At 39.1% G+C, this 24567-nt stretch carries 25 protein-coding genes; 9 read left to right on the top strand and 16 right to left on the bottom strand.

All coding sequences use genetic code 11. The features are described from left to right. Nucleotides 1-17: 17 nt before the first annotated feature. From ATE92_RS02380 to ATE92_RS02360, 5 genes are all read left to right on the top strand, one after another. Entirely contained in the window at nt 18-638 is a 621-nt protein-coding gene (locus ATE92_RS02380) for a hypothetical protein (protein ID WP_100802176.1), read from the top strand. A 248-nt stretch (nt 639-886) separates the two neighbouring features. Then, nucleotides 887-2266, top strand: coding sequence for a DNA recombination protein RmuC (locus tag ATE92_RS02375; RefSeq protein ID WP_198515588.1), 1380 nt, complete (start codon nt 887-889; stop codon nt 2264-2266). Nucleotides 2267-2369: 103 nt separating this feature from the next. Next, nucleotides 2370-2822, top strand: a complete 453-nt coding sequence (locus ATE92_RS02370; RefSeq protein ID WP_100802175.1) for a hypothetical protein — start codon at nt 2370-2372, stop codon at nt 2820-2822. 3 nt (nt 2823-2825) lie between these two features. Then, the gene (locus tag ATE92_RS02365; protein ID WP_100802174.1) at nt 2826-3836 is read left to right on the top strand and encodes a serine/threonine-protein kinase; all 1011 of its coding nucleotides are present in this window, start codon (nt 2826-2828) and stop codon (nt 3834-3836) included. A gap of 153 nt (nt 3837-3989) precedes the next feature. Further along, nucleotides 3990-4790 (top strand): sulfite exporter TauE/SafE family protein, encoded by an 801-nt coding sequence (locus ATE92_RS02360; RefSeq protein ID WP_100802173.1) that lies wholly within the window; start codon nt 3990-3992, stop codon nt 4788-4790. Nucleotides 4791-5121: 331 nt separating this feature from the next. On the opposite strand, the gene ATE92_RS02355 is transcribed toward ATE92_RS02360, so the two are convergent. Genes ATE92_RS02355 through ATE92_RS02340 form a run of 4 tightly spaced genes read right to left on the bottom strand, consistent with a single transcriptional unit; the run spans nt 5122 to nt 9289 of the window. Continuing rightward, nucleotides 5122-5721 (bottom strand): SCO family protein, encoded by a 600-nt coding sequence (locus tag ATE92_RS02355; RefSeq protein WP_100804325.1) that lies wholly within the window; start codon nt 5719-5721, stop codon nt 5122-5124. 22 nt (nt 5722-5743) lie between these two features. Further along, complete coding sequence (locus ATE92_RS02350) at nt 5744-6523, bottom strand: formylglycine-generating enzyme family protein (protein WP_369819654.1); 780 nt, start codon at nt 6521-6523, stop codon at nt 5744-5746. A gap of 14 nt (nt 6524-6537) precedes the next feature. Beyond that, a complete protein-coding gene (gene nirK / locus ATE92_RS02345) occupies nt 6538-8004 on the bottom strand; it encodes a copper-containing nitrite reductase (protein WP_100802171.1) in 1467 nt (488 codons plus the stop codon). 19 nt (nt 8005-8023) lie between these two features. Next, nucleotides 8024-9289 (bottom strand): alginate export family protein, encoded by a 1266-nt coding sequence (locus ATE92_RS02340; protein ID WP_232729102.1) that lies wholly within the window; start codon nt 9287-9289, stop codon nt 8024-8026. 224 nt (nt 9290-9513) lie between these two features. Here ATE92_RS02340 and ATE92_RS02335 point away from each other — a divergent pair, with 224 nt between their 5' ends. The 3 genes from ATE92_RS02335 to ATE92_RS02325 all read left to right on the top strand — a co-directional run bounded on the left by ATE92_RS02335 (nt 9514) and on the right by ATE92_RS02325 (nt 11726). Beyond that, a complete protein-coding gene (locus tag ATE92_RS02335) occupies nt 9514-10047 on the top strand; it encodes a hypothetical protein (protein ID WP_100802170.1) in 534 nt (177 codons plus the stop codon). A gap of 32 nt (nt 10048-10079) precedes the next feature. Further along, nucleotides 10080-10787: a Bax inhibitor-1 family protein gene (locus ATE92_RS02330; protein ID WP_100802169.1), complete on the top strand. Its 708-nt coding sequence runs from the start codon at nt 10080-10082 to the stop codon at nt 10785-10787. Between the two features lie 102 nt (nt 10788-10889). Then, entirely contained in the window at nt 10890-11726 is an 837-nt protein-coding gene (locus tag ATE92_RS02325) for a zinc-dependent peptidase (RefSeq protein WP_100802168.1), read from the top strand. Nucleotides 11727-11784: 58 nt separating this feature from the next. On the opposite strand, the gene ATE92_RS02320 is transcribed toward ATE92_RS02325, so the two are convergent. The 10 genes from ATE92_RS02320 to rpsO all read right to left on the bottom strand — a co-directional run bounded on the left by ATE92_RS02320 (nt 11785) and on the right by rpsO (nt 21437). Beyond that, the gene (locus ATE92_RS02320; protein WP_100802167.1) at nt 11785-12909 is read right to left on the bottom strand and encodes a T9SS type A sorting domain-containing protein; all 1125 of its coding nucleotides are present in this window, start codon (nt 12907-12909) and stop codon (nt 11785-11787) included. Between the two features lie 93 nt (nt 12910-13002). Continuing rightward, a complete protein-coding gene (locus ATE92_RS02315; RefSeq protein ID WP_100802166.1) occupies nt 13003-14088 on the bottom strand; it encodes a helix-turn-helix domain-containing protein in 1086 nt (361 codons plus the stop codon). Between the two features lie 80 nt (nt 14089-14168). Beyond that, a complete protein-coding gene (gene rpe / locus ATE92_RS02310) occupies nt 14169-14831 on the bottom strand; it encodes a ribulose-phosphate 3-epimerase (protein ID WP_100802165.1) in 663 nt (220 codons plus the stop codon). Continuing rightward, nucleotides 14828-15232 (bottom strand): BLUF domain-containing protein, encoded by a 405-nt coding sequence (locus ATE92_RS02305; RefSeq protein ID WP_157809534.1) that lies wholly within the window; start codon nt 15230-15232, stop codon nt 14828-14830. The genes rpe and ATE92_RS02305 overlap by 4 nt, the downstream gene beginning before the upstream one ends. 160 nt (nt 15233-15392) lie before the next feature. Beyond that, entirely contained in the window at nt 15393-16256 is an 864-nt protein-coding gene (locus ATE92_RS02300) for an RNA polymerase sigma factor RpoD/SigA (protein WP_100802163.1), read from the bottom strand. Nucleotides 16257-16327: 71 nt separating this feature from the next. After that, nucleotides 16328-17014, bottom strand: coding sequence for a hypothetical protein (locus tag ATE92_RS02295; RefSeq protein ID WP_100802162.1), 687 nt, complete (start codon nt 17012-17014; stop codon nt 16328-16330). Next, nucleotides 17014-17559: an RNA polymerase sigma factor gene (locus tag ATE92_RS02290; protein ID WP_100802161.1), complete on the bottom strand. Its 546-nt coding sequence runs from the start codon at nt 17557-17559 to the stop codon at nt 17014-17016. Before ATE92_RS02290 ends, ATE92_RS02295 begins: the two co-directional genes overlap by 1 nt. 30 nt (nt 17560-17589) lie before the next feature. Further along, nucleotides 17590-18618: a hypothetical protein gene (locus ATE92_RS02285; RefSeq protein WP_157809533.1), complete on the bottom strand. Its 1029-nt coding sequence runs from the start codon at nt 18616-18618 to the stop codon at nt 17590-17592. A gap of 120 nt (nt 18619-18738) precedes the next feature. Continuing rightward, the gene (locus tag ATE92_RS02280) at nt 18739-20964 is read right to left on the bottom strand and encodes a polyribonucleotide nucleotidyltransferase (protein ID WP_100802159.1); all 2226 of its coding nucleotides are present in this window, start codon (nt 20962-20964) and stop codon (nt 18739-18741) included. Nucleotides 20965-21167: 203 nt separating this feature from the next. Beyond that, nucleotides 21168-21437 carry a 30S ribosomal protein S15 gene (rpsO, locus tag ATE92_RS02275; RefSeq protein ID WP_100804323.1) on the bottom strand — a complete coding sequence of 90 codons (270 nt, stop codon included), beginning with the start codon at nt 21435-21437 and terminating at the stop codon, nt 21168-21170. Between the two features lie 177 nt (nt 21438-21614). Here rpsO and ATE92_RS02270 point away from each other — a divergent pair, with 177 nt between their 5' ends. Continuing rightward, complete coding sequence (locus ATE92_RS02270; protein ID WP_100802158.1) at nt 21615-22445, top strand: hypothetical protein; 831 nt, start codon at nt 21615-21617, stop codon at nt 22443-22445. A 48-nt stretch (nt 22446-22493) separates the two neighbouring features. Here ATE92_RS02270 and accD read toward each other — a convergent pair whose 3' ends face one another. Continuing rightward, the gene (gene accD, locus ATE92_RS02265; protein WP_100802157.1) at nt 22494-23360 is read right to left on the bottom strand and encodes an acetyl-CoA carboxylase, carboxyltransferase subunit beta; all 867 of its coding nucleotides are present in this window, start codon (nt 23358-23360) and stop codon (nt 22494-22496) included. Nucleotides 23361-23406: 46 nt separating this feature from the next. Next, nucleotides 23407-24474: a class II fructose-bisphosphate aldolase gene (fbaA, locus tag ATE92_RS02260; RefSeq protein ID WP_100802156.1), complete on the bottom strand. Its 1068-nt coding sequence runs from the start codon at nt 24472-24474 to the stop codon at nt 23407-23409. Between the last annotated feature and the right edge of the window lie 93 nt (nt 24475-24567).

Raw genomic sequence — 24567 nt, 5'->3', positions numbered from 1 at the left:
ATCTAATTTAAATAAGGATGAAAAGAGTATTATTAACAATTGCTATCTCATTTTCCTTTAGTCAGTTTCTATCGTCGCAAATTAATGCAACAACCCTCGATGGAGATAAAGTTCTATTAAATGAAAATGGAACTTGGACGTATGTTGAAAATGACACTCATGATGCTACAGAAAATACTGAGTTGAGTTCAGATTGTTCAAGCTACATTAGCACCGAAACTGATAAAATGACTGGAAAATCTTCAACAGGAGCGAATGAAAAATTAATAATATCAGAAGATGGTGGAAAAACTGGATTTGGTATTCTTATGTTAAATAGTTCTAGTTCAAAGTCGTTAATATTATCTATTCAAGCCGTTGGCGCTGGAAGTTGTGTTGATGATGACAATAAAATAAATATTCTTTTTCGTGATGGTTCTCGACTTGAACTCGTAAATGATGGAAAGTTCAATTGCGATGCGAAAATGACTTTATATTTTGGCGGAGTATTTGGCAAGAAAAAACAATTGGAGGAGCTAGCTGCAAAAGAAATCGAAACCATGCGCGTTTGGACATCAAAAAGTTACGTTGAAAGGGATTTTTCATCTGCCCAAAGCAAACAATTTATGAAAACAATAAGTTGTTTAATCGCGGCATGAAAACAACTCGTAATATTAGCTGTATAAGAAGTTCTAAGAGCACTGCGATTAGAGCAATTTTTAAATTAAAAATTATTTTTAACCTACATAAACAACCAACTGCAAATTGTATGTTAAAATTTAATATCTTAGCGTAGTTTAGTTTACTAAATTCTCTCCCCTTTTAATTTTAAGCCCGCATTTAATTAATAAAAAACGCACTTTAGTTAATGATATAATTATTTAGGCTTAATACTGAAAATTTAAATATGACGACAGAAATAATTCTACTTATAGCGCTGATAATTTTACAAGTTGTAAATCTGATTGTTTTTTTATTCAAAAAAATGAAACTTGATTTTGATATTGAGGGTCACTTCGGTGAAACAAAAAATTCCCTCGTGAAATTTGATTCATCATTAGAAAAAACTGATAAATCAATGAAAGATGAATTTCAAAGAAATAGAGAAGAATCCAATTCGTTGTCAAAAAATCAAAGAGAAGAATTATCTAAATCTTTAGATGCTTTTAAAGAAGGGTTTGAAACAAACACCAAAAGACTTAATGACTTTTTAAAAGATAGATTTGATGCATTTAGCAAGCAACAAACTGAAATTAATCAAGAATCCGAAAAAAGGATTAAAGAAGTAAAAGAAACAGTTGAAAATCAACTTAAAGAAATTAGAGAAGATAATGCAAAACAGCTCAATGAAGTTAGAAAGACGGTAGATGAGAAGTTGCAAAAAACTTTAAATGAGCGCTTAACTCAATCATTCGAAACAGTTGGAAAACAATTAAAATCTGTTCAAGAGGGTTTAGGAGAAATGAAAAATCTAGCATCCGATGTTGGAGGATTAAAAAAAGTACTCAGCAATGTAAAAATGCGTGGAGGAATTGGAGAAGTTCAACTTGCTATGCTTTTAGAACAAATACTTGCACCAGACCAATATGAATCAAACGTAAAAACAAAAAAAGGTAGTTCTGCCACAGTGGAATTTGCTATAAAATTACCAGGGAAAAATGAAGATGATTCGGTTGTTTGGCTTCCAGTAGATGCTAAATTTCCTAAAGATGTATATGAAAAGCTACAAGAGGCCTATGAAGATGGAGATTTGGACAAAATTCAATATGCTCAAAAAGAATTAGAAAATACAATTAAAAAAATGGCTAAAGACATTAGCGAAAAATACATTGACCCACCAAATACAACAGATTTTGGAATTATGTTTTTACCATTTGAAGGGATTTATGCAGAAGTAGTAAGAAAGGCATCTTTACTTGAAATCTTGCAAAGAGATTATAAGATTATAGTAACGGGTCCTACAACATTAGCAGCCATATTAAACAGCCTACAAATGGGATTCAAAACTCTCGCGATACAAAAAAGGAGTAGCGAAGTTTGGCACGTTTTAGGTGCTGTTAAAAAGGAATTTGAAAATTTCGGGGATATGATGTCTAGAGCTCAAAACAACATAAGAACAGGTTTAAATCAATTGGACGATGTAATGGGTAAAAGGACAAGAGCTATTCAGAGAAAATTAAAGAATGTTGAGATATTGGATGAGATTAGTACAACCGAAGTATTTCCTGAGTTAAAAGAAGGAGTGATTGACTTTGATGCTGAAAACGAAATTAATTCTAATAATTAAGACTGCGATTAAGTTTAATAATTTGGCTTATGTATAACCGTATAATGTTGGCTTATTTTCAGTTCTAAGTTTCATATAATTTAATGCCAAGAAAAATCGAACTATGACTACAATAGGATTTAATTTTACATCTTCAGACATATATTTTGTGGTGGTTAATGGAACTACAAATGCACCAAATTTTAAATTAAAAAACAAAATTATTCTTCCTGCGAATCATACTATTCCAGAATTGGTAGAATGGTTTGAGAGTGAATTAACGGCAATACTAAATAATGTAAATCCTGATAGAGTAAGCTACAGGCTAACAATAAATAATGTGACAAATAACTATGTTCATTGCGTTTATTATGCTCAAAGTATTTTGAATTTACTTTGTCATCGAAGGCAAATTTCAATTTGTCATACTTCGCCAGCGTCGGTTAAACCAAATAAATTTAATCAACCAAATGGAACTAATCTTGAAACCTATGTGGACAATGTTTTGGGAACACACCCACCTCATTGGAATAAAAATATGAGAAATAGCGCATTAGTTGCAATGCTTCAATTATAAATTATGGATATTGGAAAATTCACAACTATCGGTTTTATAGGAGGCGGAAATTTTGGAAAAGTTTTTCGTGCAAAGGATAATTTATTAGATGTTGAAAGAGCTATCAAATTAATTAGCGTTCAAAATCCTCAGCAATTTATTGATGCGATTAACGAAGCACAAATTTTGGAAAAATGCAGACATCCTAATATTGTTGATGTCAAGGAAATTGATATACACCAAATTCAAAATAATCCAGTTCCTTGTATCGCAATGGAATATTTATCAAAAGGTAGTGCACAAGGGTTTTTAGAAAAAAACTTTGTTACAGTTAAAAAGGCAATTAAAATCGTTTCCGATGTTTTATTTGGACTTGAACACGCTCACAACGAAGGTATTTATCATAGAGATATAAAACCCGCCAATATTCTTTTTGCTGACAATTTAAGCGCAAAACTTTCAGATTTTGGATTGGCTTATGGATTGGCCAATCAACCATTTAATTTTGCTGGATATAATTCACATTTACCACCAGAAGTTTTAGAAGGAGTTGTTCAAGATGCATTAAGTGATATTTATTCCTTAGGCATTACTTTCTACAGACTTATAAATAATTTACCACATTTAAGTGTGCCTTACAACAATGACGCAGAATGGTTGGATGCTGTTAAACGTGAAAAATTTCCAAAAAGAGAATTTGAACAACATATTCCAAGTTCAATACTTCGAGTTGTACGCAAATCGATGAAACCAAATCGGAATGATAGATATAATACTTGTTTAGAATTTAGGCAAGCATTACAAAAAATTCCATTAGCAATAAATTGGACATTTATAGCTGACGGAAATTGGAAAGGAAAATGTGGGAATGACCAATATGAGTTGAAAAGATATAATAAAAGAACTGGATTTTTCATTGATTTCTTTAAAAATGGTAGAAAGGACAACAATCATTGTTGTTCACGAATACCAGACGAATCAACAGCAAAAAAGGAGTTTTTTAAAATAATTCAAGAAACGACAATGAGGATATAAGTACTAAAGCCAACAATGGCTATAAGTAATTGTTTATAATCACCAACTACAATTCCCCCGTTAATTTCTTTCCCAAATCCCTTTCGTATTAGTAACATATTTATAGTATCTTGTCACCTCCTTTTGCCAAAACAGTAGCAACTAACTTTACGAGTGGAACTAACTGAAATTTTAGGATATATAGGAGCCTTACTAATAGGTGTTGTTTTAGGACTTATTGGCGGCGGCGGCTCCATACTTACCGTTCCCATCTTTGTTTATTTATTGTACATCAACCCGGTTACCGCAACTGCCTATTCACTTTTTGTGGTGGGGATCTCGGCTTTGGTGGGGGCGTTCCAAAACATGAAACGCGGGCTGGTCGATTTTAAAACTGCCTTTGTTTTTTCGGTGCCGGCCTTTATCGCCGTTTACATTACCCGAAAATTTATCGTGCCCGCCATCCCCGATCAGTTGTACGCCATAGGCGATTTTAATATTACCAAGGATGTGACCATTATGGTGTTTTTTGCCATCATCATGGCACTGGCGGCCTATTCCATGTTACGATCCAATAGCATCAAAGAAGAGGGTACTAAATGCTCTCCTTACAGCCTGCCGCTTATTATTGTGGAAGGCTTTGGTGTGGGAATGCTCACCGGGATCGTAGGCGCCGGCGGCGGCTTTCTTATTATTCCTGCCCTGGTTTTGCTCGCCAAATTGCCTATGAAAAAGGCAGTGGCCACCTCCTTGTTGATCATCGCAATTAAGTCGTTGATAGGTTTTATTGGGGATGTGCAGAACATGGACATCGACTGGACCTTCCTGCTTAGCTTTTCTTCCCTTTCGATTGTTGGAATTTTTATTGGAACCTCCATGAATAGGTTTATCGATGGTCAAAAATTAAAAAAGGGTTTTGGCTGGTTCGTACTGCTTATGGCAGTGTATATTATTGTGAAGGAGATAACTTCCTAAGGGTGAAGGGTGAAGGGTGAAGAGTGAAGTGTGAAGTGTGAAGTGTGAAGTGTGAAGGGTGAAGGGTGAAGGAATCGGTTAATTAGCGGATTAGCGAATTGGCAAATCAACGAATCAACGAATTGGGGAAAGAGGGAAGAGCCAATAGCGAAAAGCCAAGAGCCTAAAGCCTATAGCCAAGCTCCAACTATCTAATAATCCAATAATCTAACAACCCGCCCGAACTTACCATTCAGGCAGGTCTAATTCTAACAATCAATCTAACCATTCCGAACAATACCCAAGGCGGGTCTAAGAATCTAATAATCTAATTATCCAGATATCCAACGATCTATCGAGCTAGTTCGAGGATCTTCTCCACCGTACTCTTATTATTCACTCCCAGGCCTTCTTTTTGATGCACCAATTCGCCCGCTTCATTAAAAACGCTGATGATGTTTGAATGGGAAAAGTCCATGGGCGATATCTTCTTATAGTTTACGGCAAGGACGGCTGCAAATTCACGGGTATCGGCTTCGGAGCCTCGTAGAAATACCCATTGCGGAGTGTCCATCTCATTTTCGATGGCGAACTTTTTTAGACGCTCGGGCGTATCGGTTTCGGGATCTATACTCACCAGAATGTATTTTATGTTCCCTTTTTTTTCCTTCGGAATTTGGGCTTCAATAGCTCTCATGTCGGCAACCAATCTGGGACATGCGGCCTGACACGAAGTATAGATCATGACCATGACCAGCACATTTCCCTGTAACGATTTCAGTTCGATATCCTCATTGTTCTGAGTAGTCCAAACCGAAGGGAGGTTGTAAATGGAAAGATCACTAATAACGGTATCTTTGTTCACTACTTCCGAAATATCCTGCGACTCCTTATTGTTGCAAGCTCCCACAAGGAGCGCAATTACAAAGATGTATACTATACTTTTTTTCATATAACTATTTTTTCTGAACGCTTTAAGGTTCAATTTCAATATCATTTGCACATCGGAAGCCTAGATTTTTGATCGCGTAATTGGCTTTTATACTTCCTCTGAAGGCGTAGCGCATAAAGGCTGCATAATTCATCAAATCGGTAGCACCTACCGCCGCACTTCCGCAGAACAAATTGGCATCCTTGTCTACATCCTTCCTCGATTCCCCCGAAAGCAACACCGAATTGAAGTCGGAAGTCCATTCCCAAACCAGTCCGTGTAAATCGTAGATCCCCCAATAGTTTTTAAAGGTGGAACCGATAGGTTGTTGCAAATTGTGTCGGGTTTCGTACCATCCCAGGATGTATTGGTTATACGATTTGTTTTTTCGTGCGTCGGGGACATTTTCATCGGCCATCGCGGCAAATTCCCATTCGTCCATACTAGGAAGCCTTTTTCCCTGACATTCACAATATTTTTTTGCGGCAAACCAGGAAACATTGGTTACCGGGGCATTTGGCAATAATTGCCCGTAATTTTCATCGCCTTGCCATCCTAGTAGATAATTCCCGTCGGCAAACAAACGCTTTACTTTGGATTTTTTCCATTGGGGAAACTCTTTTACAAACTTGAGATATTCTTGATTGGTAACGGGATAAACATCCATATAAAACGATTCAACCTGTACCAAAGAGGTATCGACACCATAGAGCGGAAGATAATTTCCACCTTCCACTACTACCATGTTTTCAGGCTGCGGGGATGCTGTGTGTGAGATACAAACAACTAGAAGTACGAATATATGGATGCTTAGATTTTTCAATTTTTCCTGTTTTATTAATGGCTGTTTCTGCGGCTTTTTACCATGGCCGGAGTCACTTCTTTCTTAGAATTTCCCCAACTGTTATAGATATAGGTAAGCACATTGGCAACTTCATCGTCGTTTAAGCTTTGGCGTGTCATCACACTCTTGTACTTTTCTCCGTTCACCGTAATTTCTCCGGTTAGTCCGTTTAGAATAATATCGATGGCGCGGTTTGCGTCAGCATTCAAGTAATCTGAATTTGCCAAAGGAGGGAAGGCCTTGGGAACACCTTGACCGGCAGCCTGATGACAGGCAAGACAGGTTTGTGAATAGGTAGCTTTCCCAAACTGCATCATTTCTTCAAAGGATCTTGCCGGAATTTCGGACTCAGCGATTTCTGTACTTTTTGGCATTCCCTGAATTCCACCACCTTCCGGCTGATAAATTCCTTCTTCCTGTATTCCCGAGTAGATCTTTAAATTTTCTTCTCCCTGTACATTCAGCATTCCCAAAGCTCCCTTATTAAAGGCTCTGAAAATGGAATGGTCTACAAGAATAAAGGTCCCCGGAACATCCACTCTAAACTCAACAATCGCAGCGCCACCGGCGGGAATAAGCGTAGTCTGTACGTTTTCGTTGATCAAATCTCCGCCTTCCACATGTACTTTGTCGAAGATCTCTCCAATAACGTGAAACGATGAGACCAGATTTGGTCCGCCATTTCCAACGAACAGACGCACTGTTTCACCCACATTGGCCGTAATGGCATTGTCGCCCGTTAGTCCGTCTACCTTCCCGTTAAATACCACATAATCTGCATCTTCATCTACTGCTTTTTGCATATCGAAGGGTTGTAATCCTCTTTCTCCATTTTCACCGGCGGTATAAAAATCGCCCTGCATAATGTAATACTCTTTGTCTACTCTGGAGAGCCCGCCTTCGGGTTCAACCAAGATAAGTCCGTACATACCATTTGCAATGTGCATCCCAACGGGTGCGGTTGCACAGTGATACACATACAAGCCGGGATTTATTACTTTAAAGGAAAATTTCGCTTCGTGTCCCGGGGCTACAAAGGAAGAAGTTGCACCACCTCCCGGTCCCGTGACCGCGTGTAGATCTATGTTGTGCGGCAATTTGTTATTGGGGTGATTTTTTAAATGAAATTCTACTTCATCGCCAACGCGGGTTCTAATAAAGCTTCCCGGAACTGTGCCGCCAAATGTCCAAAACACATAGCGGACGCCATCGGTAATTTCACTTTCCTCTTCCAGGATCTCCATATTCACAATTAGCTTTTTTGCTTTTCGTTTGCCTACCGGAGTGGGAACGAAAGGCGGGGAGGTCAATTCGGCAATCATTTCTCGCGTTGCCGGAATGTCTTCGGCGTCGTCATAGGTTTTCGGATCCTGATCATTGACGCATGAGGTAACCATGCCCAGCGCTAAAAGGATTGCCAGGAACGGTAAGACTGAATTTTGGTTAGATTTTACTTTCATAGATAAAACATTTAAAGGTTTATTGGTTTTTTTCTGAACTGAACAAAACAGGATGGATGGTTACCATAAGCCAGGCCCAGTTGTTTGTGTTGTCATCAAAATTGTTTTTTATAATTCGCATGCCTTCCGAAGCAAATAGGTGAGAATACCCTGCCTGGAATGTTATTTCCTTACTAAAATCGTACGAATACACCATGTCGATTTCGGTGCCCAGTTGTTTCGATGTGCCTGTGGAAATTTCAGCAGCGCCCGAAAAATTATGAAGCGCAATGTCCAACTTCGATTTTTGATTGACCGGAACTTTAAATCTTGCATATAGGTCGATGAGCCCCACATTGTTTAAATGATTTCCAACATAGAAATAATCCATATAGCCGTTAAACTTATGATTAGTTCCAAATTGAGGGGTAAATGCGTTATTTGTAGCGTCGTTTGGACTTCCAAGATCGTTTCCGCTAATAATCTCTCCGCCTAGGATGGCTGTAGTTTCCTTGAATAGTGTATACCCTGCTTCAAGTCCGCCCAAATAAGCATCGAGGTTATTGTCTGCTATATCTGTCCCAAATTGATAAAATGCGTTGGCCGACAAGGAAAACTTTCCTTTTTTATATGTTAGATGAGTGCCCGCCGTATTGCCATAACGGGTTTCGTTTTTCGATGGGTCTTCTTCGTCCAAGTACTGAAGACCGGAATTTAGGAACAGTACACTTGCGGAAATTGTTTCCCAGTCTTTATGCATCCATAAATAGAAAAGACTCTTATAGGTATTGGTAGTTAAAACATGGCCGGTTAGTTTTTCGCTATCCTGATTAAAAGCGTAGCCTATATCGGTTTTAAATGTGTCTTTGGTATAGCGAATCAGAGCCAGATCGTGACTTCGCGCCTGTTGTGCCCAGCCTACATTTCCAAAGATCCTGTGATCGTCGTATACTACTTCCTGCCGACCAATTTTCAAGGCAAATTCCGGTGAAAACTGTAGCATTCCCCAGGCTTCATGCAATGAGATTCCATTGTTATCGCTTGTGTTTAGTTGAGGCACATCACCCCAAACTCTCACGTCCTGCAGACTGATTCGAAATTTTAATTTTTCTGTGGTGTATTCCGAATTCAAGCGGGTGCGTTGTGAGACAAAAGTGGCGGGATCCTCGTTGTTGGGAAAGAGTGATTTAAAGCCATGTCTGTATTCAAAGCGGGGTCGGAGCTCCGTATCGAGAAGGAACTGTGCCTTTATTGAAGCAATCTCAGCAAACAAAAGAAACAACAATATGAAATTTACTTTTTTCAAAAGCGTCAATTAGTGATTAGCGACTACAAATGTTGAACTTTATGCCACTTTATTCTATGACATTTATCATATGCAATTAGAAAACATCTTGCTTTTTATAAAGAATTTCAGCACCGTATTTTAATCGATAAGGTTCTGCGTTATGTCTTTTTATTTTTTTAAATTTTATTTTTTCCTACACAATCAAAATTGTGTATTTTCACTTTTCAGAATTGTACTAAAAAATGAAGAAGATTTTAGGAATAGGATCGCGTATCGATCACCCCGAATACGGCAAAGGCGTTGTTACCAACGTAACTGCAACCATGTATTGGGTAACCTTTATTGAAAACGGATTGGAAACCATAGCCGTGGATTCCGATTTTGAAGTGATTGATGCCGCCGAAGATGAGGTGGACAGCGTAAGTTTTTATGAGGTAGAGAAAAGTCTGCGTGACATCCTGAAAAAATGGAGCGATGTAAGCGAATTAGTTCCTCTTGCCGATAAATACAAGGGCGGCACCATGGTGTTGCAACCAAAGGATGTGAGTCTCTCCAACAAGGAAATTCCCATAGATACCTTCTTTCATAAAATTGTGATGCTGCGCGACAGACTACGCGTAATGGAGCAAAAGATCAATTCGAGTAATTCGCTGGACGATCAGGACAAGGTAGACTTACAACAGTATATTACACGTTGTTACGGAAGTCTTACTACTTTTAACGTGCTGTTTAAAAACAACTCTCAGCATTTTAAGGGTGAAAGTGCAAAAGATTAATATATTTAAATAACAAAAGAACATACAAATTCATGGAGCAAATACAACCACAACAACACATTAGCGTAGCGGGACTTACCGACGAAAAAAGAGTAGCATTCTATAGAAAAACATACACCCATCTTGCCTTGGCGGTGTTGTTATTTATTTTGGTAGAAATGATCTTCTTCCAGATTCCTGCTTTGTTGCAATTTGCACTGTCTTTAACACAGGGGTGGTTATGGTTGGTGATGCTTGGCGGATTTATGTTGGTGACCAATTACGCCGAAAAAATGGCGTTGAACAGCCACGATATCAACAAACAATACCTCGCGCTGCTGCTCTTTGTAATTGCCGAAGCGTTTATTTTTATTCCCTTGATATTTATTGCAATGTCCATCGCGGCCGACGGCGGAATGGAGATTTTAAATCAGGCTGCTATCATGACATTGTCCTTATTTTCGGGACTTTCGGCGATAGTTTTGCTTACCAAAAAGGATTTTTCGTTCCTAAAATCCATGCTTGCGATTGGCTTCTTTATTGCTTTGGGATTAATCGTTGCAGGAGTATTGTTTGGCTTCAATCTGGGATTGTGGTTTAGTGTGGGGATGATCATTCTGGCTTCCGGCGCTATTTTGTACCAAACCTCCAATATGGTGCATAAATACAGCGAAGACCAGTATGTGGCTGCTTCATTAGGCTTATTTGCTTCGTTGATGTTATTGTTCTGGTATATTTTAAGCATCCTTTCGAGAGATTAAATAGTTTTTACCGGCGTACTAAAACAGGGTTTTAAAGCGTTTATAGTCAGTGAGATAGTTACCGACCATTAAATTATTGCTATATTCCCATCCCAAATCTGAATGATGCTACTATTACAACCCGATGAAAATGCCACCTGGTTAGCACCTTACGCCTATACAATTGTGCTGCTGGGCTTTGCTTTCTTCTTGTTCAGAGTATTCGAGAATTGGTATGCTTCGTTTTATGACAAACCGCTTTACAGGCATTATTTTGTATACAAACGCCTTTCAGCCTCACAATTAAAAGTATTGGAGGAGGAATTTATGTTTTACAGAAAATTATCTCCAAGACACAAAAAGCAGTTTCAGCATCGCCTCCTATGGTTTCTAAAGAACAAAAAATTTGTAGCAAGAGAAAATCTGGAGGTAACCGAACGTATGAAGGTATTGGTTTCGGCAGTGGGTTGTATGCTGGCCTTCGGAAGAAAAAATTACGAATATCCACTTATCGAATTCATTTTGCTCTATCCGAAAGAGTTTTACAGTGCGCTCAATGACTCCTATCACAAAGGCGAATTCAATCCTCGGGAAAGAGCGTTAGTCTTATCCTGGAAAGATTTTGAAGAGGGGTATAAAATAACGGATGACAACCTGAATTTGGGAATACACGAATTTATGCACGCCATGCAGTTGGAAGCCATTCAGAGTAGAGATATCGATTCTTCCCGTTTTGGGAAACAGTTTCAGAAAATATTACAACACCTTACCACAAAGGAGGTAAAAGACAAGCTGGATGAAACAAAGTACTTTAGAGCGTACGCATTTACCAATCAGTATGAATTTATGGCGGTCTTAACCGAATATTTTATTGAATCTCCCTCCGAATTTAAATCCCACTTCCCAACGCTGTACGATCACACCCAAAAACTGCTCAATTTCAGATTTGCGGGCTATTAAAAAAGGCTTATCCGCTAGCGGACAAACCTTTGTAAACTGATCGTTATTTGATTGAAATTTATTTCTTTTTAATGATAATCTTTTGCGTCGCTTTTGTCCGATTGTACTTAGCTACCAGAAAGTACATGCCTTCAGCATATCCCGAAGCATCCCATATTTTAGTTTCGTTTAAAGAGATGGTATCTACAAGTGAGCCTGCATTATTGTACACCTCTATAGTGTCGTAGAAGGTAGTGGCAGGGGTATTTATTACAAATTTGTTTCCTACGGTAGGCGTGACAAAAATAGTGGTCATTTCATTTTCGGGAACCGATAAGGGAATATCCTCTCTAATCACAATGGCATTGGGGGTAAGCAGAATTCCCGGTTCTACAAAGTTTTCAATAAAATTAAAATTACTGTCATAGCGTCTTACCGAACCGTCACTACCAACACCAATTAAAATATCACCATTCGGAAAAAAGTCAAAACCTTCACAGCCGTTCACCCCGGTGATCAAGTCGCTCACAAAAGTACCTGTGGCATCAAAGCGTTTTACAATTCCGCTGTTGTAGTTAAAAACAATTAGATTGCCGTCGGCTTCGAACCAGATATTGGTGGGGCCTTGTAATCCTGTGCTAATAAAGAGTCCGAGATCTGCGCCTGTGGTGCCATCAAATTTTCGAATGGAAGAACCGCCATAGGAAGAAACGTATAAATCGCCCGCACTGTCCCAGTCAATACCAATACTTTGCGGGACTCCAACTTCTGTAAATTCGTCCACAAAGGTTCCGTCCAGATCATAGCGCAACACCTTATTGATAGTATTGCTCCATTGCAGTACATACAGCAATCCGTCCGGGCCCACTTTCATACGTGTTGGTCCGCCGGTTCCTTCCGCAAAGTTTTCAATAAAATCGCCAGTTGCCCAGTGATGCTTGGAAATAATTCCCGCGGCCGACAAATTTGAGATAAGCACTGCTTCTTCGCTGTCCAGAAAAACAATGTCCTGTGGCCACACAATGCCGTCGTCTACACTTATTAAAGCGCCTTCGTAGTTACCGGTTGCATTAAATTTTGCAATCTGCCAGGGTCCGTTGTTAAAATTTGCTGCGTCACTTACATATATCGCCAGATCCTGAGAGAAAATAACCGTGCTCAATAGTAAAGAGAAGCAGGTTAACATTGTAGTTACATTTTTCATAGTATTAGAATTTAGTTATTACCAAGCACTAAATTCTACATTATCTTCCAAAGAGGGGTTTACTTTTATAATAGCTAACTCATTTACAGGTAACTATTCGTCGGCAAGCCTTTCCTTGTATTCTGAAGGGGTACAACTATATTTATTTTTAAAAGCCTTATAAAAGGTTGCCTTATTGTTGAAGCCCACATCAAAATAGATGTTTTTAATATATTCGTCACTTTGTGAACGCAGCAGCTGTTCGGCCTCCCGAAGTCGATATTCATTGACGAAGCTGTTGAAATTTTTACCCGATTTTTTATTGATAACCTTAGACAGCAGATGCGTGGAATACCCAACCTGATCGGCCAGATGTACCAGCCGTAATTCGTTGTCGGTATAGGGTTTTTGTTTCGCCATATACTGTGTAAGATTTTCGAAAAATTCGTTTAGAAGCGAGGCTTCAAAAGATTCATCCTTATTTTTTATAGGCAAAAAAACATGTGCAAAGAGTTCTCCATCGAAAATTTTAGGCTGTTTCATTATAAAATACCCAATGGTATAGATAGAAATACTCATCATCATCGAAATCATATAATCCCATTGTGAGTTGAAAAATGAAAAATTTACAAGCACATAGTAGGAAACATAGGCAAGTATAAAGAGCATATACAGGGTAATAAGTACTTTGGCCCATTTGTGACGTACTTTCCCGAATTCTGAAGTGAGCTCCTTGTGCTTTGCAATCAATAAAAGTATGAGTATAGCATAACCTACCATATGTGCTACAATAAGCCAATACGCATTTACAAGAGGCTGCATTGGGATACTCATTGTAGTAATTCCCGCATATTTTAACCAAAGAATCACGGTTGGTATCATCAATACCATTGAGGGTATAAAGTGCAATGCAAACCATTTAGGGATGGTGTGTTTGTACAAATTCAGAAAGTACAGATATAACAGCGGACCGGTAGCATAATAGCATACAGGAGGAAATTGAATTAGAAACGGATACCGCTGATCGTAATGGGTCCAATACAAAACATATTGAAACAGAATAAGGGAAAAGGCGAGGATTAAAAAGGCAATAGGGTAGTTTTTCCTAATGCCGGAGGTCATTAAAATTACGAACAGGAACAACCCCATGGCTACTGCCAGCAAGAATATCGAGGTCCAGGTATCTAAAGATGGTTCCATAAAAGAAATAGTAAAACTATGTATTAGGAACTGTTAGAAGGTAAGTTATTATAATAATTAACCTTCAGGGGTAAAAATAGCTACGAATTGGCCAGCTTTTTTAAATCTGCAATGGTTTGAGACGGATTCGAAGCACTAAAAACATAACTCCCCGCGACTAAAACATCGGCACCGGCTGTCACAAGTTGAGCCGCATTTTTATTGGTGACACCGCCATCGATTTCAATTTTTGTGGAGGCGCCTCTTTCGGTAATCATGGCTTTAAGCTGTCGCACCTTGGCGTAGGTGTTTTCAATAAAACTCTGCCCGCCAAATCCCGGGTTTACACTCATCAAGCACACCAAATCGATATCCTGAATGGTATCTCGCAGTAATTCTACACTAGTATGCGGATTTAAAGCGACTCCCGCCTGCATGCCTTCGGCTTTAATAGCCTGTAAAGTTCTGTGTAAATGAGTGGAAGCTTCATAATGAACTGTAAGTACATTCGTCCCCAAGGCAGCAAAAGTCTTGATATAACGATCGGGCTCAACAATCATGAGATGTACATCCAGGGTTTTTGAAGCATGTTTTGCAATACTCTTTATTACCGGCATCCCAAAAGATATATTAGGAACGAAAACACCGTCCATAACATCCAGATGAAACCAATCTGCATCGCTGTTATTAACCATTTCAACATCGCGTTGTAAATTGCCGAAATCGGCTGCTAGAATAGAAGGGGCAATAAGAATTTTACTCATGGAGCGTATAAAAAAGGATTAATTAGTCGGGTTATTTTACTGGAAAAAGGAGTCTTTGTATTAAAAAAATCTAAATACTTTTTGATTGCAGTCAAATCGGATTTTGTTTTTACAACATTAAAACTTGAGCTATAGCCTGCAAAAATAGGAAAATTTATGTCGTGGTTTATAAGGGTTTCGATATTATGATGTCTACGGTCCTCAATAATCGTGTTATACAGTTCATTTATTTCCTTTTTGTCTCCCTCGAGTACCTGGAAAAAATTTCCGAAGCCATATAAAAGAATTCCGGTGATTCCCTTTCTGCAATTATTAAGCTGTGTAGTTTCAAAGACAGCGTTGATGTCTTCCTCTGTGAAACCGGTACTTAATTGACTTACATAGCAGATGGTATGATTCATAATTTTGCTTTTCATCAACAAGATACAAAAAAGTAGTTAGCTGTATATTCGGAGAATATTTGTAAAAATTGACAAGAAAAAACCTCCGGTAATCAGCCGGAGGTCATTCATCAATCAAAAAACGAACAGTTATTTTTAACTGTTTGTAACGGTTATCGGGTTACCCCAAATATGTTTTTAAGATTTTACTTCTGGACGTATGCTTTAAACGTCTAATAGCCTTTTCTTTAATTTGTCGCACGCGTTCACGAGTAAGGTCGAAAGTTTCGCCAATCTCTTCCAAAGTCATAGGATGTTGATCTCCTAAACCAAAGTACAAGCGAATTACATCGGCCTCACGAGGCGTCAATGTTTCCAAAGCGCGCTCAATTTCGGTACGAAGCGATTCGTGTAATAAGGCACGATCCGGATTTGGAGATTCACCACTTCGCAATACATCGTAAAGGTTAGAATCTTCACCTTCCACCAAAGGTGCATCCATTGAGACGTGACGTCCCGAATTTTTCATGGACTCCTTCACATCGTTGATAGTCATGTCCAATTCCTTTGCAATTTCTTCGGCAGAGGGCGGACGTTCGTGTGCTTGCTCTAAAAACGCAAAGGTTTTATTTATTTTATTGATACTTCCAATCTTATTCAGCGGCAAACGTACAATACGAGACTGCTCCGCCAATGCCTGCAAGATAGACTGTCGAATCCACCAAACGGCGTACGAAATAAATTTAAAACCACGGGTTTCATCAAAACGTTGTGCAGCTTTGATTAATCCTAAATTCCCTTCATTAATTAAATCGGGCAATGTTAATCCCTGGTTTTGGTATTGCTTTGCTACCGAAACAACGAAACGCAGGTTTGCCTTGGTTAGTTTTTCCAAAGCGCGTTGATCACCCGCTTTTATACGTTGTGCCAACTCTACTTCTTCGTCTGCGGTAATTAAGTCAACTTTTCCAATTTCCTGGAGGTACTTGTCTAAAGAAGCTGTTTCCCTGTTGGTAACTTGCTTCGTAATTTTAAGTTGTCTCATTAAGGTTTGTCCTTTATTCTAAGTTAAAATTTGCTTGTGCATTTAGTTATACGTAAAAAAGCACTTAAATGTTACAAAGGATTGCTTTTATTTTCAATGATGCTATCTTTTTCAATGGTTTTAAGAGAATCATGCACTATTATTTCACGTTGCTGCGGTTCTTTAACCAAACTGTCAATAACACTTTTACGCGTAGTCTCAATTTGGATGCCATCCTTACTATTAAAATATACATAGGTAGTAACCGAATCCTTTTGTTTGGTTTTTGCAGGTTTTAAAGAATGAACCACTTTTTTTTCTGAATTCACAGGCTTACTTTTTTCTGAAAGCTTTAAAGTAGTAGTCGCTTTTGTTTCTGAAGATAGGTTTTGCTTTGAAAAGTTATCCTGAATTTCTTCGGAAGGAAATTCTGAAGCCTCTATATTCGAGATTTCTTCAGGGATATTTACCAGATCCTCATCATTCTCGACATTTCCAACTCCCTCTGAAGTATTTTCCTGAGTTTCTAAAGTTGTAGTAGTGACCAAATTTTCATTGGGACTCCCGGGCGTATCCTCCATAAGCGGAACTGCAATTGTAAGTAACAACAGGGTAACCAAGCCAACACCTCCAAATAGGAAATACAAAAAGCGTCTACGTTTTTTTTCGTTCGCATCCAGGCTTGCATTAATTTTGTCCCATAATCCATCATTGGGCGTCTTTGTGGCTTCTCTTAATTTTTGCGCTACAAGAGCACCAATGTCTTTTTTCTTTTCCATTAGGCTTTCATTTTAATTGCGGGGCTGTTTAACTGCATTATCTTATCTCTAAGTATCATTTTTGCTCTGTGATAATTAGATTTGGAGGTGCTCTCAGAAATTTTCAACATTTCAGCCACCTCTCTATGCGAATAATCGTCCATTTGATACAGGTTGAAGACCCAGCGGTATTGATCGGGTAGTTCCTGGATAAGCTTCAAAATAATATCTAATGGCAGGTCTGCCGGTTCAATTTCAAGAGTAGGATCTTCCAAAAGGTTGTCATTAATTTCTACCGGTATTGCCTTTTGTTTCTTGTATTTGTCGATGGCTTTATAGATGGTGATACGTTTCATCCAGCCTTCAAAAGATCCTGTACTTTTATATTTTTTAATCGTACTGAAAATGGTGACAAAGGCATCGTGCAAATTGTCTTCGGCATCGGCTTCATTTCTGCAGTATTTCAAGGAAAGTAAGAACAACGAATCCTTATAACGAAGGAATAGCTCGTTTTGGGCTTCCCGGTTATTTTCTTTACAGGCATTTATAAGTGCGTCCAGTTTCAAATAGCGTATACCTCTTTATAAATATTTTGACTAATTACACGATATGGCTTCAATGTCGAAGGAAATAATTCCAAGCAAATCGCCTGCGGTCAATGTTTCGATTCGTACAAATATAGACTGCGGATTCACAATATTGGTATACTGCTCTGCCGAAATTTCATGGGCATTGTTTTGAGCATCCATTTCGGTTTCAAAATAAGTTAACCGCACTGCCGAAGTACCGTCGTGATTTCCGGGAATACCGTTGCATACCGAAAACTCCTGCAATTCGAAATTTGCAAAGCCGGGGTTGGCTTCCTCTTCGCACACCTTATAAATTCCTGTATCACAATTAAAACTGCAATCTTTCTTTATTAGGGCCTTTTTGTCCCCAACACCTATTTCCAAAGTTTCATCATTTAGAAATAGTACTTTCCAGTCCTCGTTCCAAAAGTTTTCCAGAGTATCATCGGCCACTAGAGTCGTATTAAGATGCAGCTCATACCCAATATGAAAACTCACCCAGGTGCCAAAATAGATACGGTTTTCGGTGTGATATTGAATGGTTCCGTTTGGATTCATTGTAAAGTAATCTCCCTCAAACGGATTGGGAGAACCGGGTAGTGGATGCACTTTCCAAGCACAATTAATAACCGTATTGTCACAATAGCCCTTTTCTTCTTCCTTGATACAATTGTCTATGGCCTCCTTTAGTTCATCATTGTTGTTAATCTCTAACAGGTCTCCACTTGCAAATGTTCCTGTAATGGGATAATTAAGACTTATAGAATACGAATCGGGTAAATTTCCCAGTATTTCACTGAAAGCTTCATCGCTTGTGACCGAAACCACCTCGATATACTCGGTGTTTTCATCAAAAATAAAGAACGCAAAAGGATAGTTGAAATCGATACAGTTGATAGGGTCATAGGTAAAGTCATCCGAAATACGCTCCATAAACACATATAATTCTGAAGCCACCTCAATGGTATCGGTATTGATGCGTGCTTCGGATATAGGTTCATTGTCACAAGAGAAAAATATAAAAGAGAGAAATACGAATGCGAGAATCCTTTTCATTGCAGTTTTATTAAAGTTATATACCATATAGTCTGAATATAGCGAAAAGGCTGCGTTCTTCGCATAAAAAAACGCCTTCATTACTGAAGGCGTTCTATATTTCAATTAATTTGTTTGGAATTAATCTCTCTTTTTATCTCTGTCACGGCTGCGATTGTCACGTCCGCGATTGTCTCTACCTCCGCTACGTTTATCGTCGCGTGGTGGTCTTTCTACATATCCTTCCGGCTTTGGAAGTAATGCCTTACGAGATACCTTGTCCTTACGCGTTCTTGCATCTACACCAAAGTACTTCACATCAAAAACATCGCCCATGTTCACAACATCGCTCACATTTTCGGTACGTTCCCATGCCAATTCAGAAACGTGTAATAACACTTCATTTCCGGGAGCATCCATATACTCTACAACTGCACCAAAATCTAACATTTTGATAACTTTCACTTCGTATACACTTCCTACTACAGGCTTGAAAGTAAGAGAATCTATCTTCGCAAGTACGGCATCAATTCCTGCCTGATTGGTTCCTAGAATTTCAACAATTCCTTCTTCCGTTACAGGATCTTCATTGATCACAATGGTAGTTTTGGTAGTTTTCTGTAATTCCTGAATAACTTTTCCACCGGGTCCAATCAAGGCTCCAATAAATTCATTCGGAATTGTAACTGTTACCATCTTCGGTGCATGTGGTTTCACATCGGCATTTGGTACCGCTATTGTTTCCACTAGTTTTCCTAAGATATGCAATCTACCTGCAGACGCTTGTTTTAAAGCGTTTACTAAGATTTCATAGGAAAGACCTTTTACTTTGATGTCCATTTGGCAAGCGGTAATACCGTCTGCCGTTCCGGTTACTTTAAAGTCCATATCTCCCAAGTGATCTTCATCACCAAGGATATCACTAAGTACGGCGTACTTTCCGGAATCACCATCTGAAATTAATCCCATGGCAATACCTGAAACCGGCTTAATTAATTGAACTCCGGCATCCATAAGTGCCATAGTCCCCGAACATACTGTTGCCATAGAAGACGAACCATTAGACTCTAATACTTCCGCAACTACACGTACAGTATAAGGGCAATCTGCAGGAATCATTCCTTTTAAAGCACGTTGTGCCAAGTTACCATGTCCTACTTCTCTTCTTGATGTTCCGCGAATTGGTCGGGCTTCACCGGTTGAGAAAGGAGGGAAGTTATAGTGTAAATAGAAAGTTTCTTCTCCTTCAAAGGATGGCATATCAATTTGGTTTGCTTCTCTTGAAGTTCCCAAGGTTACTGTTGCCAATGCCTGAGTTTCTCCTCTTGTAAAGATGGCCGAACCATGTGTAGAAGGTAAATAATCAACTTCACACCAAATATCACGCACCTCATCGGTCTTACGTCCATCAAGACGTAATCCTTCGTTTAAGGTAAGATCACGAATCGCAGCTTTTTCAGCCTTGCCGTAGTATTTAGAAACTAAACCTCCAATATCTTCCAATTCTTCTTCCGAAAAACTAGCTTTTATTTCTTCTTTTATTTCTGAAAAGGCAGCGCTTCTTTCATGCTTAGCAGATCCTGCTTTTGCAATAGCGTACACCTTGTCGTAAGCCATTTTATGAATCTTCTTAGCCAAATCTTCATCCTCTCTTTCGGCCGGATATTCACGAACTTCTTTTTTTCCGAAAGCTTCTGCAAGCCTTATTTGTGCAGCACACTGAACTTTAATATGATCATGGGCAAATTTAATTGCTTCCACCATTTCTTCTTCCGAAATTTCTTTCATCTCACCCTCAACCATCATTACTGAATCTGCCGAAGCACCAATCATCATATCGATATCCGATTCCAACAATTGAGCTCTGGTTGGGTTGATTACAAATTTTCCATCAATACGGCCTACTCTGGCTTCAGAAATAGCACATTCAAATGGAAAATCTGAAAGTTGTATTGCAGCAGAGGCTGCCAATCCTGCCATAGCATCGGGCATTACCTCGTCGTCATGAGACATCAATTGAATCATAACCTGTGTTTCGGAGTGATAGTCTTTTGGGAAAAGGGGACGCAATACACGGTCCACCAAACGCATGGTCAATACTTCGCCGTCGCTTGGTCGTGCTTCTCTTTTGAAGAAACCACCCGGATAACGACCCGAAGCTGCAAATTTTTCACGGTAATCTACCGTTAGGGGTAAGAAATCTAAATCTTTCTGCTCGTAGTTTGAAACTACGGTGCATAGCAACATACATTTTCCGGATTGAACCACTACAGAACCATGGGCCTGTTTGGCTAATTTTCCGGTTTCGATGGTGATTTCTCTACCATCACCAAGGTCTATGACCTCTTTAAATACTTTAGGTATCATTGTTTTTCATTTTTGCCCATACAGTATGAGCGTTTACATTTGGTCAACAACCGTCAATCGGTTGTAAGTTGTGTTGTTGTGTGTGTGGTTTGACCAATGAAAAACCTAAGGGTAGCTTTTCTATGTGTTTCTGAAGCAAAAAAACTTCAAAAAATAATAATAAAAATAAATAATAAAGGGGCGTAATCGCCCCTTTGATAAAATTACTTACGTAATCCTAATTCTTTAACGATAGCACGGTATCTCAAGATATCTTTTTTCATTAGATAGTCTAAAAGAGAACGACGCTTTCCTACCAGTTTTACCAAAGAACGCTCTGTGTTGTAGTCCTTGTGGTTTGCTTTAAGGTGTTTGGTTAAATGTTCGATGCGATATGTGAATAACGCAATCTGTCCTTCCGCCGAACCAGTGTCAGTCTTAGACTTTCCGTGTTTTGCGAAGATTTTTTGTTTTTCTTCAGGTGCTAAATACATGCCAATATTATTTAAATGATTTTTATGTACCAATTACCACTTTGATAATCGAGCGGCAAAAGTACAAAATCTATTTAAAATAAGTACTTTACAATTTGGATTTATTGCTAAAAAGATAAGAAATTAAACTTTTTGACGTTTGTAGTATCATAGTAACACAAACATCAAAACAAACTTATGAAACTCTTAGTAAAGAAATTTGCCCTATTTTCTTGTTTGGCAGCAAGTATTTTAATTAGTAGTTGTAGTAATACCGACGACAGTGGTGACGTGGCAGTAGATTATTCTGCCGAAAACTCCACCCGAGCCGCACAGGCCGACAACGTGATTGAGAATACGCTCAATATCATGGAAAACGGTTATGTTGAAGCGGAAGAAGGCAGATCGATTGCCAATTCGTTTTTCCCCGCATGTACCGTAATCACAATTATTCCCAATGGAGAAGGAGGAACCATCATCCTTGATTTTGGAACCGGTTGTACGCTAAATAATGGTAGCGTAGTTACCGGAAAGATTAATCTGGAATACGGTGGAATTGTTAGCGGAACTCGAACCATTACCTATACTTTTGAAGAATTTACGTATAACGGACATGGAGTTACAGGGGGTGGTGAGATTGTGAGAGAGATTGAAAATGCTAACGGATTTCCGGCCTCTACGGTAAATGAAACCATTACGGTACATTTCTCGAATACAGAAATAACCGCAACCCGAGTTGGTTTACGAATGGCCGAATGGATTGAAGGAGTTGGCAGTGGCACATGGGAAGACAATGTGTACCGTATTACCGGAAACTGGGAAACTACTTTTTCTAACGGATTCAGTCGAAGCGGCGAAGTAACCGAACCTTTAATCCGAAAATTATCCTGTGTCTATTTGGTGAGTGGAACACTGGATATCACACAGCAAAGTATTACCGGAACCCTCGATTTTGGAGATGGAACCTGTGACAATGTTGCGACCTTTATTTTTAACGGTCAGGAATACACCATTATTCTGGGACTATAAATTATAATGGACATATACTAAAAAAGCCGCTCAACTGAGCGGCTTTTTTTATGCTGTTTTTTCTCTTAAAGGCCTGTTGAGGACCAAATCGAGGTATAAATTCAGTTTGCGTTTTAAATCTCTTCTATGAGTAATAAAATCTAAAAAGCCGTGATCTAATACAAATTCGGCGGTTTGAAAACCTTCTGGCAATTCTTTTCCTGTAGTATCTCGCACCACACGAGGTCCCGCAAAACCAATTAAGGCACCGGGTTCGCTAATATTAATATCACCTAACATGGCAAAAGAGGCTGTTGTACCTCCGGTAGTTGGATCTGTACACAATGAAATATACGGGATACCTGCATCCGACAATTGGGCTAGTTTCGCACTGGTCTTGGCCAATTGCATTAAGGACAGGGCTGCTTCCATCATTCGGGCACCACCACTTTTGGAGATGATAAGGAACGGAATCTTCTTTTTTAAAGAATAATCGGCAGCGCGGGCAATTTTTTCACCTACAACACTACCCATAGAACCTCCAATAAAGCGGAAATCCATACAGGCGACTACCAGGTCTTCTCCCATAGATTTCCCAACTGCAGTGCGTACCGCATCCTTCAATCCGGTTTTTTCCTGCGCTTCCTTTAAACGATCGGTGTATTTTTTACTGTCTTCAAAGTTGAGCGGATCTTTAGAGGTTAACCCTTTGTCCAATTCCTTGAATTTATTGTCATCGAATAAAATTTCGAAGTATTCTTTACTGCCAATCCGAACATGGTAACCATCTTCCGGACTCACATAGAAATTAGCTTCCAGTTCTTCCGAATCGACAATTTTTCCTGTTGGGGATTTGTACCAGAGTCCTTTGGGGACATCCTTTTTATCTTCAGTTGGGGTCTGAATTCCTTTTTTTGTTCGTTTAAACCAAGACATATTTTTTTCGGTTGAGGGAGTTTTTAAGTGTATTGAAAAATCCCGGTTATAGGGTATTTACATTGTTCAGGTCGTGAAAGGCCTGTTCCAATCGTTTTTTAAAGGTCATCTCGCCTTCGCGCATCCATTTGCGAGGGTCGTAGTGTTTTTTATTAGGTACATCGGCACCATCGGGATTTCCTATTTGTGTTCTAAGATACTCAATATTATTTGTCATATAGTCACGAATTCCTTCAGTAAATGCAAATTGAAGGTCGGTATCGATGTTCATTTTAATAATACCATATCCAATCGCCTCTCTAATTTCGGCTAAGGTAGAACCGCTTCCGCCGTGAAAAACAAAGTCGATAGGATTGTGACCTGTTTTGAATTTTTTCTGAACAAATTCCTGAGAGTTTTTTAGGATAACCGGAGTTAATTTTACATTTCCGGGTTTGTAGACCCCGTGTACATTTCCGAAGGCAGCCGCAACCGTAAATTGGTCGCTAACCTTCATCAATTCCTCATAGGCATAGGCAACTTCTTCAGGTTGGGTATATAATTTTGAAGAGTCTACGTCACTATTATCAACGCCGTCTTCTTCGCCACCGGTAATACCCAATTCAATTTCCAGCGTCATACCCATCTTACTCATACGTTCCAAATAGCGCTTGGAGATTTCAATATTTTCTTCGATGGGTTCTTCGGAAAGGTCCAGCATATGAGAGCTGTATAAAGGTACTCCTGTTTGTTTGAAATGTTTTTCTCCCGCGTCCAGTAAACCATCAATCCATGGCAATAAACTTTTGGCACAATGGTCTGTATGAAGAATCACCGTTGCTCCGTAAACTTTGGCCAATTCGTGTATGTGTAAGGCACCTGTAATTCCTCCTGCAATCGCTGCGCGCTGCCCCTCGTTAGAAAGTCCTTTTCCGGCATTAAAATGTGCGCCACCATTCGAAAACTGAATGATAACCGGCGCCTTTAAGGCAGCAGCAGTTTCCATTACCGTATTCACGCTGTTGGAACCAACCACATTAACGGCAGGCATTGCAAATCCTTTTTCCTTGGCGAATTTGTGTATTTTCTGAACTTCTCTTCCCGTTGCAACGCCGGGCATGATAGAATGACTCATAGATTTGTAAGGTTTAATATGCGCCAATTAACGCTTTTGGAGGCGCTAATGGTAAGATTTCTTTTTTGTATCCGTTTTCGTAAACGCAATAGC

The organism is Ulvibacter sp. MAR_2010_11 (assembly GCF_002813135.1).
Taxonomy (GTDB): Bacteria; Bacteroidota; Bacteroidia; order Flavobacteriales; family Flavobacteriaceae; genus Altibacter.
The sequence above is the reverse complement of the archived record's forward strand: the minus strand, read 5'-3'. Positions and strand labels throughout refer to the sequence as shown.

Coding starts and splice junctions, on each gene's coding strand:
- ATE92_RS02380 (WP_100802176.1), top strand. CDS start 18: ATGAAAAGAGTATTATTAACAATTGCTATCTCATTTTCCTTTAGTCAG.
- ATE92_RS02375 (WP_198515588.1), top strand. CDS start 887: ATGACGACAGAAATAATTCTACTTATAGCGCTGATAATTTTACAAGTT.
- ATE92_RS02370 (WP_100802175.1), top strand. CDS start 2,370: ATGACTACAATAGGATTTAATTTTACATCTTCAGACATATATTTTGTG.
- ATE92_RS02365 (WP_100802174.1), top strand. CDS start 2,826: ATGGATATTGGAAAATTCACAACTATCGGTTTTATAGGAGGCGGAAAT.
- ATE92_RS02355 (WP_100804325.1), bottom strand. CDS start 5,721: ATGAAAAAAAGTATAGTATACATCTTTGTAATTGCGCTCCTTGTGGGA.
- nirK (WP_100802171.1), bottom strand. CDS start 8,004: ATGAAAGTAAAATCTAACCAAAATTCAGTCTTACCGTTCCTGGCAATC.
- ATE92_RS02335 (WP_100802170.1), top strand. CDS start 9,514: ATGAAGAAGATTTTAGGAATAGGATCGCGTATCGATCACCCCGAATAC.
- ATE92_RS02330 (WP_100802169.1), top strand. CDS start 10,080: ATGGAGCAAATACAACCACAACAACACATTAGCGTAGCGGGACTTACC.
- ATE92_RS02325 (WP_100802168.1), top strand. CDS start 10,890: ATGATGCTACTATTACAACCCGATGAAAATGCCACCTGGTTAGCACCT.
- ATE92_RS02320 (WP_100802167.1), bottom strand. CDS start 12,909: ATGAAAAATGTAACTACAATGTTAACCTGCTTCTCTTTACTATTGAGC.
- ATE92_RS02315 (WP_100802166.1), bottom strand. CDS start 14,088: ATGGAACCATCTTTAGATACCTGGACCTCGATATTCTTGCTGGCAGTA.
- rpe (WP_100802165.1), bottom strand. CDS start 14,831: ATGAGTAAAATTCTTATTGCCCCTTCTATTCTAGCAGCCGATTTCGGC.
- ATE92_RS02305 (WP_157809534.1), bottom strand. CDS start 15,232: ATGAATCATACCATCTGCTATGTAAGTCAATTAAGTACCGGTTTCACA.
- ATE92_RS02300 (WP_100802163.1), bottom strand. CDS start 16,256: ATGAGACAACTTAAAATTACGAAGCAAGTTACCAACAGGGAAACAGCT.
- ATE92_RS02295 (WP_100802162.1), bottom strand. CDS start 17,014: ATGGAAAAGAAAAAAGACATTGGTGCTCTTGTAGCGCAAAAATTAAGA.
- ATE92_RS02285 (WP_157809533.1), bottom strand. CDS start 18,618: ATGAAAAGGATTCTCGCATTCGTATTTCTCTCTTTTATATTTTTCTCT.
- ATE92_RS02280 (WP_100802159.1), bottom strand. CDS start 20,964: ATGATACCTAAAGTATTTAAAGAGGTCATAGACCTTGGTGATGGTAGA.
- rpsO (WP_100804323.1), bottom strand. CDS start 21,437: ATGTATTTAGCACCTGAAGAAAAACAAAAAATCTTCGCAAAACACGGA.
- ATE92_RS02270 (WP_100802158.1), top strand. CDS start 21,615: ATGAAACTCTTAGTAAAGAAATTTGCCCTATTTTCTTGTTTGGCAGCA.
- accD (WP_100802157.1), bottom strand. CDS start 23,360: ATGTCTTGGTTTAAACGAACAAAAAAAGGAATTCAGACCCCAACTGAA.
- fbaA (WP_100802156.1), bottom strand. CDS start 24,474: ATGAGTCATTCTATCATGCCCGGCGTTGCAACGGGAAGAGAAGTTCAG.